This is a genomic window from Luteimonas sp. Soil_C_5 (genome assembly GCF_057656615.1).
On record NZ_JBDGKA010000001.1, the window covers coordinates 188,869 to 204,577 of the forward strand.

18 protein-coding genes are annotated in these 15,709 nt (G+C 69.0%); 16 read left to right on the forward strand and 2 right to left on the reverse strand.

What is annotated here, in order from left to right:
- The first annotated feature begins 23 nt into the window (after positions 1 to 23).
- Genes hisS through AC3A5K_RS00935 form a run of 4 tightly spaced genes read left to right on the forward strand, consistent with a single transcriptional unit; the run spans position 24 to position 3,980 of the window.
- Positions 24 to 1,394, forward strand: a complete 1,371-nt coding sequence (gene hisS / locus AC3A5K_RS00920) for a histidine--tRNA ligase (RefSeq protein WP_487615632.1) — start codon at positions 24 to 26, stop codon at positions 1,392 to 1,394.
- Positions 1,391 to 1,708: a hypothetical protein gene (locus tag AC3A5K_RS00925; RefSeq protein ID WP_487615633.1), complete on the forward strand. Its 318-nt coding sequence runs from the start codon at positions 1,391 to 1,393 to the stop codon at positions 1,706 to 1,708. Before hisS ends, AC3A5K_RS00925 begins: the two co-directional genes overlap by 4 nt.
- Complete coding sequence (locus tag AC3A5K_RS00930) at positions 1,705 to 3,621, forward strand: HAL/PAL/TAL family ammonia-lyase (protein ID WP_487615634.1); 1,917 nt, start codon at positions 1,705 to 1,707, stop codon at positions 3,619 to 3,621. The genes AC3A5K_RS00925 and AC3A5K_RS00930 overlap by 4 nt, the downstream gene beginning before the upstream one ends.
- Positions 3,618 to 3,980, forward strand: coding sequence for a hypothetical protein (locus AC3A5K_RS00935; RefSeq protein ID WP_487615635.1), 363 nt, complete (start codon positions 3,618 to 3,620; stop codon positions 3,978 to 3,980). The genes AC3A5K_RS00930 and AC3A5K_RS00935 overlap by 4 nt, the downstream gene beginning before the upstream one ends.
- A gap of 160 nt (positions 3,981 to 4,140) precedes the next feature.
- Here the strand turns inward: AC3A5K_RS00935 and AC3A5K_RS00940 are convergent, their stop codons facing one another.
- Both AC3A5K_RS00940 and AC3A5K_RS00945 read right to left on the reverse strand, forming a co-directional pair.
- Entirely contained in the window at positions 4,141 to 4,464 is a 324-nt protein-coding gene (locus tag AC3A5K_RS00940; protein ID WP_487615636.1) for a tetratricopeptide repeat protein, read from the reverse strand.
- A 21-nt stretch (positions 4,465 to 4,485) separates the two neighbouring features.
- Positions 4,486 to 5,499, reverse strand: coding sequence for a hypothetical protein (locus AC3A5K_RS00945; protein WP_487615637.1), 1,014 nt, complete (start codon positions 5,497 to 5,499; stop codon positions 4,486 to 4,488).
- A gap of 343 nt (positions 5,500 to 5,842) precedes the next feature.
- Between AC3A5K_RS00945 and AC3A5K_RS00950 the strand changes: the two genes are divergently transcribed.
- From AC3A5K_RS00950 to AC3A5K_RS01005, 12 genes are all read left to right on the forward strand, one after another.
- On the forward strand, positions 5,843 to 6,166 hold the full coding sequence (locus tag AC3A5K_RS00950; RefSeq protein WP_487615638.1) for a YerC/YecD family TrpR-related protein: 324 nt from the start codon (positions 5,843 to 5,845) through the stop codon (positions 6,164 to 6,166).
- A gap of 10 nt (positions 6,167 to 6,176) precedes the next feature.
- A complete protein-coding gene (gene hisG, locus AC3A5K_RS00955) occupies positions 6,177 to 7,091 on the forward strand; it encodes an ATP phosphoribosyltransferase (RefSeq protein ID WP_487615639.1) in 915 nt (304 codons plus the stop codon).
- On the forward strand, positions 7,088 to 8,425 hold the full coding sequence (hisD, locus tag AC3A5K_RS00960; protein ID WP_487615640.1) for a histidinol dehydrogenase: 1,338 nt from the start codon (positions 7,088 to 7,090) through the stop codon (positions 8,423 to 8,425). Before hisG ends, hisD begins: the two co-directional genes overlap by 4 nt.
- Entirely contained in the window at positions 8,422 to 9,504 is a 1,083-nt protein-coding gene (gene hisC, locus AC3A5K_RS00965; protein ID WP_487615641.1) for a histidinol-phosphate transaminase, read from the forward strand. The genes hisD and hisC overlap by 4 nt, the downstream gene beginning before the upstream one ends.
- Positions 9,501 to 10,586 carry a bifunctional histidinol-phosphatase/imidazoleglycerol-phosphate dehydratase HisB gene (gene hisB / locus AC3A5K_RS00970; RefSeq protein ID WP_487615642.1) on the forward strand — a complete coding sequence of 362 codons (1,086 nt, stop codon included), beginning with the start codon at positions 9,501 to 9,503 and terminating at the stop codon, positions 10,584 to 10,586. Before hisC ends, hisB begins: the two co-directional genes overlap by 4 nt.
- A 15-nt stretch (positions 10,587 to 10,601) precedes the next feature.
- The gene (locus AC3A5K_RS00975; RefSeq protein WP_487615643.1) at positions 10,602 to 10,790 is read left to right on the forward strand and encodes a hypothetical protein; all 189 of its coding nucleotides are present in this window, start codon (positions 10,602 to 10,604) and stop codon (positions 10,788 to 10,790) included.
- Positions 10,778 to 11,377 (forward strand): imidazole glycerol phosphate synthase subunit HisH, encoded by a 600-nt coding sequence (gene hisH, locus AC3A5K_RS00980; protein ID WP_487615644.1) that lies wholly within the window; start codon positions 10,778 to 10,780, stop codon positions 11,375 to 11,377. Before AC3A5K_RS00975 ends, hisH begins: the two co-directional genes overlap by 13 nt.
- Positions 11,378 to 11,380: 3 nt before the next feature.
- On the forward strand, positions 11,381 to 12,115 hold the full coding sequence (gene hisA / locus AC3A5K_RS00985; protein WP_487615645.1) for a 1-(5-phosphoribosyl)-5-[(5-phosphoribosylamino)methylideneamino]imidazole-4-carboxamide isomerase: 735 nt from the start codon (positions 11,381 to 11,383) through the stop codon (positions 12,113 to 12,115).
- A complete protein-coding gene (gene hisF, locus AC3A5K_RS00990) occupies positions 12,109 to 12,882 on the forward strand; it encodes an imidazole glycerol phosphate synthase subunit HisF (protein WP_487615646.1) in 774 nt (257 codons plus the stop codon). The genes hisA and hisF overlap by 7 nt, the downstream gene beginning before the upstream one ends.
- Positions 12,879 to 13,499, forward strand: coding sequence for a bifunctional phosphoribosyl-AMP cyclohydrolase/phosphoribosyl-ATP diphosphatase HisIE (gene hisIE, locus AC3A5K_RS00995; RefSeq protein WP_487615647.1), 621 nt, complete (start codon positions 12,879 to 12,881; stop codon positions 13,497 to 13,499). The genes hisF and hisIE overlap by 4 nt, the downstream gene beginning before the upstream one ends.
- 87 nt (positions 13,500 to 13,586) lie before the next feature.
- Positions 13,587 to 15,143 carry a M20/M25/M40 family metallo-hydrolase gene (locus AC3A5K_RS01000; RefSeq protein ID WP_487615648.1) on the forward strand — a complete coding sequence of 519 codons (1,557 nt, stop codon included), beginning with the start codon at positions 13,587 to 13,589 and terminating at the stop codon, positions 15,141 to 15,143.
- Positions 15,140 to 15,703: a GNAT family N-acetyltransferase gene (locus tag AC3A5K_RS01005; protein WP_487615649.1), complete on the forward strand. Its 564-nt coding sequence runs from the start codon at positions 15,140 to 15,142 to the stop codon at positions 15,701 to 15,703. The genes AC3A5K_RS01000 and AC3A5K_RS01005 overlap by 4 nt, the downstream gene beginning before the upstream one ends.
- Positions 15,704 to 15,709 lie beyond the last annotated feature (6 nt).

The window sequence follows — 15,709 nt, forward strand, 5'->3', positions numbered from 1 at the left end:
GCATCACCGAAGAGCCTGCCCGCATGATCAAGCCCCGGACCCCGCCCGGCGTCATGGAACTGTTGCCCCGCGACCAGATCGCCTTCCAGCGCATGCTGGATACGATCCGCCGCACGTTCGAGGGCTTCGGCTTCCTGCCGATCGAGACGCCGGTGTTCGAGCTGTCGGACACGCTGCTGACCAAGTCGGGCGGCGAGACCGAGCGTCAGGTGTATTTCGTGCAGTCGACCGGCGCGCTCGAAAAAGCCGCCGAAGGCCTGCCGGAACTCGCGCTGCGCTTCGACCTCACCGTGCCGCTGGCGCGCTACGTCGCTGAGCACGAGCACGACCTCGCATTTCCGTTCCGCCGCTACCAGATGCAGCGCGTCTACCGCGGCGAACGCGCGCAGCGCGGTCGCTTCCGCGAGTTCTACCAGTGCGACATCGACGTGATCGGCAAGGATTCGCTGTCGCCGCGTTACGACGCCGAAGTGCCGGCGGTGATCAGCGCGGTGTTCGCCGCGCTCGACATCGGCGAGTTCACGATCCAGCTCAACCATCGCAAGCTGCTGCGCGGCTATTTCGAAGGGCAGGGCATCGACGACACGCGGCAGATGACCGTGCTGCGCGAGATCGACAAGCTCGACAAGCGGGGCGAGGACGCGGTGCGCGCGACGCTGACCGGTGAGGATTTCGGCCTGTCCGATGAGGTCGCCGAGCGCCTGCTCGCGTTCTCGCGCGTGCGCTCGACCGGCCACGACGATGCGCTGGCCAAGCTCGATGCGCTCGGCGCCGGCACCGGGCTGTTCGAAGAGGGCCGCAATGAACTGCGCGACCTGCTCAACCAGCTGCGTGCGCTCGGCGTGCCGGAATCGCGCTACGCGTTGAACCTGTCGATCGCGCGCGGTCTCGATTACTACACCGGCATGGTCTACGAGACGATTCTCGATGCGCATCCGCAGATCGGTTCGATCTGTTCGGGCGGCCGCTACGACAACCTCGCCAGCCACTACACCAAGTCGAAGCTGCCGGGTGTCGGCATCTCGATCGGCCTGACGCGCCTGTTCTGGCAGCTGCGCGAAGCGGGACTCGTCGCCACCGCCGACAGTTCGGTCGACGTGCTGGTCACGCTGCTCGACGATGCCTCGCTGCCCGACGCGCTCGCGCTGTCGCAGCGGCTGCGCAGCAGCGGGCTCAATGTCGAAACCCAGCTCGAACCGCGCAAGCTCGCCAAGCAGTTGCAGTACGCCGACCGCGCCGGCATCCGCTTCGTCGTGATCCGCGGCGAGGACGAAGCCGCAAAGGGCGTCGTCGCGGTCAAGGATCTGCGCCGCGGCGAACAGTTCGAAGTCGCCGACGACGATCTGCCGCGCACGCTGCTGGTCGAACGCGAGCAGTGGCAGGCGATGCGATGAAGCTGCGGTCGATCGGGGCTGCGGCCCTGTCGCTGCTGATCATCCTGTCGCTGGCTGCCTGCTCGCCGTTCTCGACCCGCTTCAAGCGGGTCACGTCCGGCGTCTATCACGTCGAGAGCGTCCAGTGCGCGACGTCCGGCGATGCGTCCGAGGTGCTGGCCGGTATCGCGGCCGAGGCCGAACGCCGCTGTCCTGGCGGTCATCGCCTCGACGATACCGTCACCTCCCAACTCGGCACCCGCGGCAGCTTCTTCGGCGAATGTCCGGCCGCCCACGTCACCACGACGGTGACCTGCTTGGAGTCCACCCGATGAAATCCATCCGCCTCGACGGCCGCTCGCTCACCCGCGCGCAGCTGGTCATGGTCGCGCACGGTGCGCCGGTGGCGCTCGACGACGACGCGCTGAAGGGCGTCGCCCGCGCCGCCGATTTCCTCGCCGAGCAGGTGCGCCGCGAGGAACCGATCTACGGCGTGTCGACCGGCTTCGGCAGCAATGCCGACCGACTGCTCGGTGCGCGTCCGCTGCGCGACGATCTGCCGGGCGCGACGCCCTCGGGCCGCTCGCTGCACGAGGAACTGCAGGTCAATCTGATCGTGACCCACGCGGTCTGCGTCGGTGAACCGCTGTCCGCGGACGTGGTGCGCGCGATGCTGTGCATCCGCATCAACACGCTGCTCAAGGGTCATTCGGGCATCCGCGTGCAGACGCTGCAGGCGCTGGCCGCGCTGCTCAATTCCGGCATCGTGCCGGTGGTGCCGGCGCTGGGGTCGGTCGGTGCGTCGGGCGATCTCGCGCCGCTGTCGCATCTGGGGATCGTGCTGCTGGGCGGGGGCGAGGCCTTCGTCGACGGCGAGCGGATGCCGGGTGCTACGGCGCTGAAGCGCGCGGGTCTCACGCCGGTCACGCTCTCGTACAAGGAAGGTCTGGCGCTCAACAACGGCACCGCGCAGATGCTCGCCACCGGCGTGCTCGCGCTGCAGAAGCTCGACGCGCTGCTCGACACCGCCGATCTCGCCGCGGCGATGACGATCGACGCCTTCGCCGGTCGCCTGGGCGCCTTCGATCCGGACGTGCACGCATTGCGCCCGCATCCGGGCCAGGTCGAAGTCGCCGCGCATCTGCGCGAGCTGCTCGCCGGCTCCACGCTCGCCGACAGTCCCTATCACCTCGTGCCGCGCTTCCGCCCGTGGCTGCCGACCAGCTGGGACACCGCCGAGGCGCAGGCGCTGCGCTTCGACATCGGCTGGGACTGGGTGCCGAGCGACCAGCGCCATGGCCGCGAGAAGTTCTACACGCGGTTCCGTCCGTTCCGCGGCGGCAAGAAGCATCAGCCGCAGGACAGCTATTCGCTGCGCTGCATTCCGCAGGTGCACGGCGCGGTGCGCGATGCGATCGAGCAGGGCAAGCGCGTGTTCGAGATCGAACTCAATGCGGTCACCGACAACCCGCTGGTGTTCCCTGATCGCGAGGCCGAGCACGTCGAGGAGAAGGTCATTTCCGCCGGCCATTTCCACGGCATGCCGCTCGCGCTGGCGATGAGCTACGTCAAGGCCGCGATTCCGGTGCTGGCGTCGATCTCCGAACGTCGTCTCAACAAGCTGGTCGATCCGGCGACGAACGATGGTCTGCCGGGCTTCCTGATCGGCAACGAGGATGCGACCGAGTCGGGCTACATGATCGTGCAGTACACGGCGGCGGCGATCGTCAACGATCTCGCCACGCGCGCGCATCCGGCCAGCGTCTACTCGATCCCCACCAGCGCGAATGCCGAAGACCATGTGTCGATGGGCACCAACGAAGCGCGCCACGTGCTGTCGATGGCCGAAGATCTGGGCAAGGTGCTTGCGCTGGAGATCTACACCGCCGCGCAGGCGCTCGATCTGCGGGTCGACATGATCAACGCCGCACGCGATCTCGCGCGACGCGGTGATGCGGAAGCGCTGGCGGCGAAGGTGCAGGGCGGTCCCGCCTCTGATCGGCCGACCCGCGGCGCCTTCGTCGACGAAGTCGAAGCGCTGCGCGCCGAACTCGCTGCCTGCGAGCCCTTCCATCCCGGTGAGATCGTCGCCGCGGCGCACGCCATCGTGCGCGAGGCGATCCCGTTCCTCGATCGCGACCGCGCGCTCGACGGAGAAGTCGCCGCCGCGGTGAAGCTGGTGTCCGAAGGCGCACTGCTCGGCGTGTTGCCGCGCTGGCGCGTGCAATCCGCCGGCCCGGCCGCTTGAACCTCGCGCTGCATTTCGGCTGGCTGGGCGTGCTGGAGGCGGCGCTGATCGCGCTGGTCGTCGGCGCGGTCTGTTACCTCATGTTCCATTGGCTTGGCGCGCGCAGCCGCTGGGCGCATGGGCACGCGATCGGTTGGGGCAGCCTAGTCGCCTTAGCAATCGCGACCGGCATCGACGCCTGGCACCTGTTCTATATGGGCGTGGTGCGGCTCGAATCGCCGGTCTACGCGCGCATCGCACTGCAGAAGATCCACGATCCGAACTTCCTCGCCGCCCGGGTGTTCATGTCGTCGGTCGGCGCCCTGTCTGGCGTGGCCCTGGCGTGGATGGCGATGCACGCGCGCAAGCGCATCGACTGACACGCCGCCATCTCGTGTGGGAGCGCGCTTGCGCGCGATGCGGGTTTGCCGGGCAGGCCCATCGCGCGCAAGCGCGCTCCCACAGGCCATGCCGGCAGCAACGCCGGTGAGCGTCGGACCGGGATCCAGCGTGGCCTTGGCGGCGCGGCGGGCATCCGGCTCAAACGTCCGCCTTCCGCCCGCGCTCGATCCGCCGAAGAAACACCGTCATCTCCTTCGACGACTGCACGTCGCCGCGCCGCGCCGCAGCTTCCAGTCCCGCGCGCCACGCCGCTTCGGCTTCGCCTTCGCGCCCCAGTGCCAGCAGCGCCTTGCCGAGCAGCTTCCACGCGGCCGAATAGTCCGGATCGTGCCGCGTCGCGGCTGCAAGATGTGTCGCCGCCGCGTCCACGTCGCCCGCCTGCAGACAGGCATTGCCCAGCCCGAAGCGCAGCAGCGCATCGTCGCGTCCCGCATCGAGCAGTGCCTGCAATCGTTCGCGCATGAATCACCTATGTCCCGAAGCTCAACGCGAATTTTCGCCCGGGGCGGGGGCAGGACCGGTGGAACGCAGCAATCCGGCGCGCACCAGCATCGCGTGCAGCGCATCGCGATCGCTACCGTCGCGTTGCCAGCGCCCGAAGCGTTCGATCAGCGCGCCGTCGCGGAACACCAGAAACTGCGGCGTGGTGTCGAAGTCCATCGGCCACTGCGTGGCGTCGGCGGCGATGTGGATCGGTGTGGCGGGATGGCGCCGGTTCCAGCCGCGCAGCACGGCGGCCTCGGCGATCGCGGTCGGCGCGATCAACCACGTCGCGTGTTGCGCGAACACCGGGCCGATTTCGGCGTCACCGGGAATCGCGGCGGCCGCTGCGTTGCTGAAGCCGCAGCCCGGCGAGGACACGACAACGATGTGGGTGCTGAGGTCGATCGCATCCAACCGCAGCGTCGGCACGGGGGCGTCGTCGGCTTCGATGGTCCAGATGCCGACTGCACCTTCGGACAGCGGCCGCGAGGTATCGAGCGTCGGGACCGGCGCAAGTCCCGCATCCGGAAGACTCGCAGTGAAGACTTGGGCCTGTTCGATGCGGCCGCTGCGCAGCAGCGCCTGCTGCAAATCGCGATGGTCGTTGCGCATCGCGAGGCCACGCGTCTGCAGGCGGGCGTGCAGGGCGACGGCACCGTCGATGCGGGTGCTGTCCGGAACCACGGCTGCGCGATGCACGGCCGCGCGATGCAGCAGGCGCAGATCCTCGCCGTTGTCCCGCTCGGACGCGACCTCGCGCGCGATCAGCCGGTCGATGGTCGCTGCGACCCGGTCATCCGGCGGACTCTGCAGCGAAGCGTCCTGCCAGTCGCGATACGCATCGAGCACCTCGTTGCTCGGCGCAGCCAGTCGGCCATCGACGCGCGCTGCGCGCAGGCGCACGGCCTCATCCGGAGCGAGACCGTGGAAAGGAAATGTGTCTTCCAGCAGCAGACGTTGGACTGCAGACGCTTCCTCGCTGGTCAATTCGGCGAGCAGGATATCTACCGGCAAGGTATTCAGCCCTCGCGGTCCGAAACCCAACGAGTCCAGAAAAAGCGCACGTGCGTAAGGCGGCATCCGATCCAGAGGTGAGGCGTTGTGTGCGAGCCATTGCTCGAATGCCGCGGCGGTCGTGAAGTGGGGGGCAGCGGCATCCTTGCCGGCAGTCCTTGCGGGCGCGGCCAGAAGCAGGGCGAGGCTGAGGACGAACGCTGTTCGATACATGGCGATCCTTCGCTGGTGCAGTCGCCCGATTGGAGCATGTTGGGTGTCGCTTGGCGACGACGGATTGACTTAGGCCGGAATCGGCGTAATGTACTAGCACGCTATTACATTGATACATCGACCCGCGACCGTGAAGCAACGTCCCGAACCCCTGCAGGACCATGAAGCCAGCACCTCGCTGACGGCGCTGGCGCGTGCGTTCGCGCAGCTGAAGACGGCTGACGAGGTCGCGCGGTTCCTCGACGATCTCTGCACGCCAGCGGAGCTGGAAGCGCTGGTCGATCGCTGGCGCGTGGTGCCGCTGCTGCAGCAGGGCGTGCCGTATCGCGAGATCCACGAGCGCACCGGCGTCAGCGTGACGACCGTCGGCCGCGTCGCGCGCACGCTCGATCGCGGCGCCGGCGGCTATGCGATCGCGGCGCGCCGTGTGGCGCGCACACCCGAATCCCACTGAGGTCATCCCCATGAGTCCTGTGAACGGCGGCGCCACGCGCGATCGCCTGCGCATCGCCATCCAGAAGTCCGGTCGCCTGAGCGAGCCGGCGCGAGCGCTGCTGGCGTCCTGTGGTCTGTCCTGGCGCGAGAGCCGCGACAAGCTGTTCTGCTACGGCGAAACGCTGCCCGTCGATCTGCTGCTGGTGCGCGACGACGACATCCCGGGCCTGCTCGCCGATGGCGTCTGCGATTACGGCATCGTCGGTCGCAACGTGCTCGACGAGGTCGGCGCCGATCGCGCGCTGCGTGGTTTGCCGCAGGTCTCGAAAGCCGTGCGCGGTCTCGGTTTCGGCGGTTGCCGTCTCGATATCGCGATTCCCGAGTCCATCGAGTGGACCGGGCCGGCGCAGCTGCAGGACAGCCGCATCGCGACCAGCTATCCCGGCCTGCTGCAGCAGTGGCTGGACGCACAGGGCGTGCAGGCGACGATCGTCAACCTGTCTGGTTCGGTCGAGATCGCGCCGCGTCTGGGCCAGGCCGACTTCATCTGCGACCTGGTCTCCAGCGGTGCCACGCTGACCGCGAACCAGCTCAAGCCCGCGGTCACGCTGATGACCAGCGAAGCCGTGCTGGCCGGCCCGGTCACGCCGTTCGCCGATGTGCGCGGCGAGCTCGCGTCGCTGCTGCTGCGCCGTCTCGACGGCGTGCTGCGACTGCGCGACAGCCGGCTGGTGATGTTCCAGTCGCGCCGCGACGGCGTGGACGCGCTGCTCAAGCTGCTGCCCGATGCCGAAGCGCCGACGCTGCTGCAGGTCGACGGCAGCGACAAGGTCGCGCTGCAGGTGCTCTGCCACGGCGAGATGACCTGGCCGCGGCTCGAAGCCTTGAAGCAGGCCGGCGCCGTGGGCCTGATGGTGCTGCCGGTGGAGCGGATGCTGGCATGAGCACGATCAGAACTGCGTCCATCGACGGCGCGATTCCCGCGATCGTCGACTGGGATGCCGCCGACGCCGATGCGCGTACCGAACTGCTGCGCCGGCCCACGCAAGCTGTGGCCGCGCAGACGCGCAGCGCGGTCGCCGACGTGCTCGACGATGTGCGCACGCGCGGCGATGACGCCTTGCGCGAACTGACCGAACGCTTCGATCGTGTCGTGCTCGAGGACTTCGAAGTCGACGTCGAGGAATTTGCAGCGGCCGAGGCTGCAGTGCCGGCGGAGTTGCGTCAGGCGATGATCAATGCCGCCGCGCGCATCGAACGTTTCCACGCGGCCGGCATGACCTCGGGCTACAACGTCGACACCGCCGACGGCGTCAACTGCGCGCGCATCGTGCGGCCGATACCGCGCGTCGGCCTGTACGTGCCCGCCGGCACCGCACCGCTGCCGTCGACCGCACTGATGCTCGGCGTGCCCGCGCGCCTGGCAGGGTGCCGGGAAGTGGTGCTGTGCACGCCGCCGCGTGCCGATGGCAGCGCTGACCCGGCTGTTCTTGTCGCCGCGAGACTCACCGGCGTGCACCGCGTGTTCAAGCTGGGCGGCGCGCAGGCGATCGCCGCGATGGCCTTCGGTACTGCGCGCGTGCCGGCCTGCGACAAGCTGTTCGGGCCCGGCAACAGCTTCGTCACCGAAGCCAAGCAGCAGGTCGCGCAGTCGGGCACGGTCGCGATCGACATGCCGGCCGGTCCATCGGAAGTGCTGGTGATCGCCGATGCCGGCGCGGACGCCGCGTTCGTCGCCGCCGATCTGCTGTCGCAGGCCGAACACGGTCCGGATTCGCAGGTCCTGCTGCTGTCCGACGACGATGCGCTGCTGGAAAAAGTGCGCGCAGAACTCTCCACGCAACTGGCGGCCTTGCCGCGCGCGGCGATTACGCGCCAGGCGATGGCGCGCTCGCGTCTGCTGCTCGTGGACACGCTCGATACCGCGTTCGCCATCAGCAACCGCTACGCGCCCGAGCACCTGATTCTTGCGCTGCGCAGCCCGCGCACCTGGCTCGACAAGGTAGAGGTCGCCGGCTCGGTGTTCCTCGGCGACTGGACACCCGAAGCGCTCGGCGACTACTGCAGCGGCACCAACCACGTGCTGCCCACCGGCGGCGCGGCGCGCGCCTGGAGCGGGGTGAGCGTGTCGAGCTTCCAGAACACGGTCAGCGTGCAGTCGGCGAACGCTGCCGGCATCCGCGCGATCGGCCCTGACGCGGTGACCATGGCGCGCGCCGAGGGTCTGGACGCGCATGCGAACGCGGTCGCGCTGCGCATCACGAAGGCGTCGGCATGAGCGGCGTGCGCGATCTGGTCCGCGAAGACCTGCGCGATTTCGCCGGCTACGCGTCCGCGCGCACGCAGCGGCTCGAAGGCGACGTCTGGCTCAACGCCAACGAGGCGCCGCTGTCGAATCCGGGCGATGCCGACGGCCGCTGCCGGCGGTATCCGTCGCCGCAGCCGCCCGAACTGCAGGCGCGGCTGGCCGAGCTGTATGGCGTCGATGTCGGGCAGCTGCTGATCGGGCGGGGCAGCGACGAGGCGATCGATCTGCTGGTGCGTGCCCTGTGCGTACCCGGCCGCGATGCCGTGCTGGCGACGCCGCCGGTGTTCGGCATGTACGCGGTCAGCGCGCGGTTGCAGGGCGCCGACTTCGTCGAAGTGCCGCTGGTCGATGGCATGGATGGATTCACGATCGACGTTGAAGGGGTTCGCACAGCGGCGCTCGCGCGCTCGGCCCGGCTCGTGTTTCTCTGCTCGCCGTCGAATCCGACCGGCGGGCTGGTGCCGCTGTCCGACGTGACCGGTCTTGCCGATGCGCTGGCGGGCCGGGCGGTCGTCGTCGTCGACGAGGCCTACATCGAATTCGCCGGCGCGGACTCGGCCACAACCGTGCTCGCCGCGCACGACAACATCGTCGTGCTGCGCACGCTGTCGAAGGCGCATGCGCTGGCGGCCGCGCGGATCGGTGTGGCGATCGGCCATCCGGACCTCATCGCGGTGCTGCGCCGCTGCCAGGCGCCGTATCCGGTGCCGACGCCGTGCGCCGATCTCGCGCTGGCGGGGTTGTCGCCCGCGGCGCTGGAGGTCACGCAGGCGCGTGTCGCGGAGACCATCACCGAACGCGATGCGCTGGCCGCGGCGCTGGCGACCACGCCGGGCGTGCGCCAGGTGTATCCGTCGGCCGGCAACTACCTGCTGGTGCGTTTCGTCGACGCCGATCGCGCCTTCGCCGCACTGCTGTCGGCTGGCATCGTCGTGCGCGACCAGCGCGCCGCGCCGCAGCTCGATGACGCGCTGCGCATCAGTCTCGGCACGCCCGCTCAGAACGCGCGCGTGCTGTCCGCCCTGCAAGCTTTGGAGATCGCGGCATGACTGCGCGCGGCAAGAAGATCCTGTTCGTCGACCGCGATGGCACCCTGATCGAGGAGCCGGCGGATTTCCAGATCGACGCGTTCGAGAAGCTGCGCTTCGTGCCCGGCGTGATTCCGGCGATGCTGCGCCTGCGCGACGCCGGCTTCGAATTCGTCATCGTCACCAATCAGGATGGTCTCGGCACCGAGGGCTATCCGCAGGCCACGTTCGACGGCCCGAACGATCTGATGCTGGGCATCTTCGAAAGCCAGGGCATCGTGTTCCGCGAAGTGCTGGTCGACCGCAGCTGGCCGGCAGACAACGCGCCGACCCGCAAGCCGGCGCTCGGTCTGGTGATGCACTATCTGCGCGACCGCGGCATCGATCTCGACGCCTCGGCGATGGTCGGCGACCGCGATACCGACATCCAGTTCGCGGAGAATCTGGGCATCCGCGGCTTCAAGCTGCGCACCGCGCAGTTCGGCGGCGAGTGGGACTGGGCCGGCATCGCGCATGAACTGTGCGATGCGCCGCGTCGCGCGACCGTGGTCCGCAACACGAAAGAAACCCGCATCCGCGTCGAGCTCGATCTCGATGCCGCGGCCGATGCACGCGTGTCGACCGGCCTGCCGTTCTTCGACCACATGCTCGACCAAATCGGCAAGCACGCCGGCATTGCGCTGGTGGTGCAGGCCGAGGGCGATCTGCAGATCGACGAACACCACACGATCGAAGACACCGGCATTGCGTTGGGCCAGGCGCTGCGCGAAGCGCTCGGCGACAAGCGCGGAATCGCGCGTTACGGCTTCACCTTGCCGATGGACGAAACGCTGGCGAGCGCCGCGCTTGACTTCGGCGGCCGGCCGTATCTCGTCTTCAAGGGCAGCTTCGTGCGCGAACGCGTCGGCGACATGCCCACCGAACTGGTCGAGCATTTCTTCCGGTCAGTCTGCGATTCGGCAGCGCTGAACCTCAACATCAAGGTCGAAGGCGACAACGATCACCACAAGGTCGAAGCCTGCTTCAAGGCCTTCGCCCGCGCGCTTGGTCAGGCCGTGCGACGCAGTGGCGATGCGCTGCCGAGTACGAAGGGGACGTTGTGATGAGGTTTGGACGCGATGAAGCTTGAGCCCGTCATTCCCGCGAAGGCGGGAATCCAGCGCCTTCCTTTCAGGAAGTCGCTGCGCGCGATGTTCTTCATGAGCCGACAGCAAAGTCCCTGGATTCCCGCCTTCGCGGGAATGACGGTAGTTGAGGTGCGCGCGAAAGATCGCCGAACTTCGAAGGAAAACCCATGCGCGTCGTAATCGTCGAAGCCGGCGGTGCCAACACGGGTTCGGTGCGCTACGCATTCGAGCGTCTCGACATCGACGCGGCGCTGGTCACCGATGCCGCCAGCATCCGCGCTGCGGACCGGGTGATCCTGCCCGGTGTCGGCACGGCGGCGCAGGTCATGGCGCGGTTGCAGCAGCTCGATCTGGTCGACGTGCTGCGCACGCTGGACCGTCCGCTGCTCGGCATCTGCGTCGGCATGCAGCTGCTGTTCGATTCGTCGGAAGAGGGCGAGGTCGCCGGTCTCGGTCTGCTGCCGGGCCGCGTGTCGCGCCTGCGCGGCGGTCCGGGACTGCGGGTGCCGCATATGGGCTGGAGCACGTTGCGCGCAACGCGGTCCGATGCGCTGGTCGAAGGGGTCGACGGTGCGCAGGCCTACTTCGTCCACAGCTTCGCCGCGCCGGTCACCGATGACTGTGTGCTGGCGGGTGATCACGGTCAGGCGTTCGCGGCCGCCGTGCGTCGCGGCCACATCGCGGGCACTCAATTCCACCCCGAGCGGTCCGCCGCTGTCGGCGCGCGCGTGCTGCGCAATTTCCTGTCCCCTGCGTTCGAGGCCTGAGTCATGGCATTCACCGTCTATCCCGCGATCGACATCCGACACGGCCGCGTCGTGCGCCTCGCGCAGGGCGATTACGCGCAGGAAACACGCTACGGCGACGATCCGCTGGTGCAGATCGAGGCCTATGCCGACGCAGGTGCCGAGTGGCTGCATCTGGTCGATCTCGATGCCGCGCGCGAGGGCGGCTACACGCTGGCGCCGCTGCTGGCGCGCATCCGCGCAGATACCGGCCTGCGCGTGCAGACCGGTGGTGGCGTGCGCACCGAAGACGACGTGCGCCGCATCCTCGATGCAGGCGCCGAACGTGTCGTGGTCGGCTCATTGGCGGTCCGCGAGCCGGCGCAGGTGCTGCAATGGATCGAGACCTTCGGCGTCGATCGCATCACCGTCGCGCTCGACACCCGCCAGGGTCGCGACGGCGTCTGGCATCTCCCGGTGCATGGCTGGACCGAGACCGCCGACGCCACGCTCGACGTGCTCGCGGTGCGCTACGCGCAGGGCGGCCTGCGCCATCTGCTGAGCACCGACATCGCCCGCGACGGCATGCTGTCGGGTCCCAATCTCGATCTCTACGCGCACCTCAAGGCGCTGGTGCCGACGCTCGACGTGCAGGCGTCCGGTGGCGTGCGCGAGCTCGCCGACGTGCGCGCGGCCAAGGCCCAGGGCTGCGGCGGCATCGTGCTCGGCCGTGCGCTGCTCGAAGGGCGCCTGGGCGTCGCCGAGGCGCTCGCATGCTGAGCCGCCGCATCATTCCCTGCCTCGACGTGCGCGAGGGCCGCGTGGTCAAGGGCGTGCGCTTCCGCGATCACGTCGACATGGGCGACATCGTCGACCTCGCGCTGCGCTATCGCGACGAAGGCGCCGACGAGCTGGTGTTCTACGACATCTCGGCCAGTCCGCAGGGCCGCTCGGTCGATCGCGGCTGGGTGGAACGCGTCTCGCGGCTGATCGACATTCCGTTCTGCGTCGCCGGCGGCATCCGCGATGTCGACACGGCGCGCGCGGTGCTGCATGCCGGCGCCGACAAGATTTCGATCAACACGCCGGCGCTGGAGCGTCCCGCGCTGATCTCCGAACTGGCCGAAGCCTTCGGCGTGCAGTGCGTGGTCGTCGGCATCGATTCGATCCGCGAAACCGACGGCGAATGGCGCGTGCGCAGCTACACCGGTGACCCCGACCGCACCCGCGAACTGCCGATCCGCACGCTCGACTGGATCGCCGAGGCCGTGCGCCTTGGGGCGGGCGAGGTCGTCCTCAACTGCATGGACAAGGACGGCGTACGCACCGGCTACGATCTCGAGCAGCTGGCCGCCGCCCGTGCCGTGTGCACGGTGCCGCTGATCGCCTCGGGCGGTGCTGGCGAGATCGCGCATTTCGCCGATGCGTTTCTGCAGGCGGACGTCGACGGCGCGCTCGCGGCCACCGTGTTCCACAGCGGTCGCATCGCCATCCCAGAGCTCAAGCGCGCGCTTGCCGCGCAGCACATCGAGGTCCGCCGCACATGACATCGACCGCCACCCCATCCGCGCCGGACGTCGACACGCTGGACTGGGACAAGGGCGACGGTCTGCTGCCTGCCGTCGTCCAGGACTCCGCCACGCTGCGCGTGCTGATGCTCGGCTACATGGATCGCGCCGCTTACGCCGAAACCCTGCGACTGGGGCAGGTCACCTTCTTCAGCCGCAGCAAACAGCGCCTGTGGACCAAGGGCGAGCAGTCCGGGCACACCCTCGAACTCGTATCGATGGAAGCCGACTGCGACGCCGACACGTTGCTGGTGCTGGCCACGCCGCGCGGACCGACCTGCCATCTGCAGCGTCCGAGTTGCTTTCCGACCGCGCCGGCCGGCGTCCTCGCCGAACTCGACGCGTTGATCGGGACCCGCGAGCGTGAGCGCCCCGAGGGCAGCTACACCACCCGCCTGTTCGATGGCGGCATCCGCCGCATCGCGCAGAAGGTCGGCGAAGAGGGCGTCGAGGCCGCGCTCGCTGGTGTCGTGCAGGGAGACGACGAACTGCTCGGCGAAAGCGCGGACCTGCTGTACCACCTGATCGTCCTGCTGCGCGCGCGTGGGCTGTCGCTGGCGGACGTGGAAATAGTGCTTCGCGCCCGGGGCGGTTGAGGCGTCAGCCCTGGCCGATGCAGGACACGGTTTCCTCGCGCGAAGGTCGCGGGCATGATCGGGTGAACTGACCCGGGAGTGCCACGGATGCGCCTGTCGACTGCTGCTCTGCTGCTGTGTCCCCTGCTGCTGACGATCGGATCGGCGCAGGCCGAACGCCCCGTCTATCCGTTCACCACGGACGCCCGATTCGATTCGGCCGCGGTGCCGGCCTATGCGGGCCGGCACGATGCGGTCTATGCGCACATCGACGCGCAGCAGGACGCGCACGTCGCGCAGTTGCAGCGCTGGGTGCGCCAGCGTTCGATCAGTGCCGAGAACGACGGTATCGACGCGATGGCGGCGCTGCTTGCCGACGACCTGCGGACGCTCGGGTTCCAGGAAGTGCGACTGGTCGAGACGCCGGGCCATCCCGGCGTGCTCGGGTATTACGACGCGGGCGCGCCGACCACGCTGGTGGTCTACATGATGTACGACGTGCAGCCGGTCGAGCCGAACTGGCGGATCGAGGATCCGTTCGCCGGTGAACTCGTCGAGCACGAGTTCGGCACTGTGCTGATGGCACGCGGCGCGATGAACCAGAAGGGGCCGCAGCGCGCGTTTCTCAATGCGATGGCGTCCATGCTGGCCGTCGACGGCACGCTGCCGGTCAATCTCTACGTCGTCGCCGAAGGCGAGGAAGAGCTGGGCTCGCCGAACTTCGGCGCAGTGCTGGCGCCGTGGCGGGACCGCCTGCGTCAGGCCGACGGTGCGTTCTTCCCGATGCTGATCCAGAGCGCGACCGGCGATGCGCAGCTCAATCTGGGCGTGAAGGGAATCATCTATTTCGAGCTGGAGGCGCGCGGCGGCGCGCATGGCGGGCCCATGCGATCGGAGATCCACGGCTCGTTCAAATCGCTGGTGGATGCGCCTGCGCTGCGTCTGGTGCAGGCGATCGCTTCGCTGACCTCGGACGACGGCAATACGGTGCGGATCCCCGGCTACTACGAGGCCGTACGGCCGCCGACCGAGGCCGAGCAGACCCTGGTCAACACGCTGGCCGCGGATGTCGACGATGCGGCGCTGCAGCGCTCGCTGGGTGTGGAGCGCTGGGTCGACGGGCTGACCGGGCGACAGGCGATCGTGCGGAACCTCTGGGAGCCGACGCTCAATGTCGACGGCATCTGGAGTGGCTACACGGGCGAGGGCATGAAGACCATCCTGCCGCATGTCGCGACGGCCAAGCTCGACTCGCGGCTGCCGCCCGGGCTCGAACCCGACGCCGCCTACGCCATGATCCGCGCCCATCTGGACGCGGGCGGCTTCGAGGACATCGTGCTGCGTCCGCTGTCGGGCTATCCGGCGGCGTCGACCGCCGCCGACACGCCGCTGGTGCAGGCCGCGATCGGCGTCTTCAACAAGTACGGGGCGACGGCGCGCGTCGCACCGTGGCTCGCCGGCAGTGCGCCGTTCTACCAGTTCACGCGCACGCTGGAGCTGCCGTTCGTCTTCGGCGGTCTGGGTCATGGCTGGGGCGCGCACGGGCCGGACGAGTACATGCTGATCCGGCCGGCGGAGGGCGTTCGCGCCGCGGGGTTGCCCGATGTCGAAAAGTCCTACGTCGACCTGCTGCACGCGCTGGCAGAAAGCGCGCAGGCGCAATGACCACTGGCGGCGCTGCGGCCGACGTCTCGGTCTACTGGCCGGACGCCTTCACGACCGACCGGCTGCGCGCGACGCCCCTGTGCGATGACGATGCGGGGCTGTTCGCGGCGCTGTATGCCGACGCGCCGACGATGGCGCAGGTCGCAGCACCTCTCGCACCCGCGGCAACGGCTCGCGCCTTCGCAGCCGCATTGCGTCAGATGCGGCGCTTGCCACCGGTCGCCCGGTACTGGCGGCTCGACGAAGGCGGCGTGGCGCTGGGTCTGCTGTCGCTGGTGGCCGATGCCGACCGCCGGACGGCCGAGACAGGCCTGTTGCTGGGCGGCGCAGGGCGCGCGCGCGGCGTTGCCCGGGAGGCGCTTGCCGCCTTGCTGCCGCAGGTGCTGTGCCCGGGCGGACTGGAGGCGGTCTGGACCCGGCATCGCACCGGTCACGGCGCGGCCGCGGGACTGATGCGCCACCTGCGGTTCGAAGATAGGACGGGCGAGCCCGGCTGGGTGCGTTGGCAGATGACCGCCGGGCGCTGGCAGAAGCTTGCGGCCGAGGCGGGCAGGGTCTAGATTTGC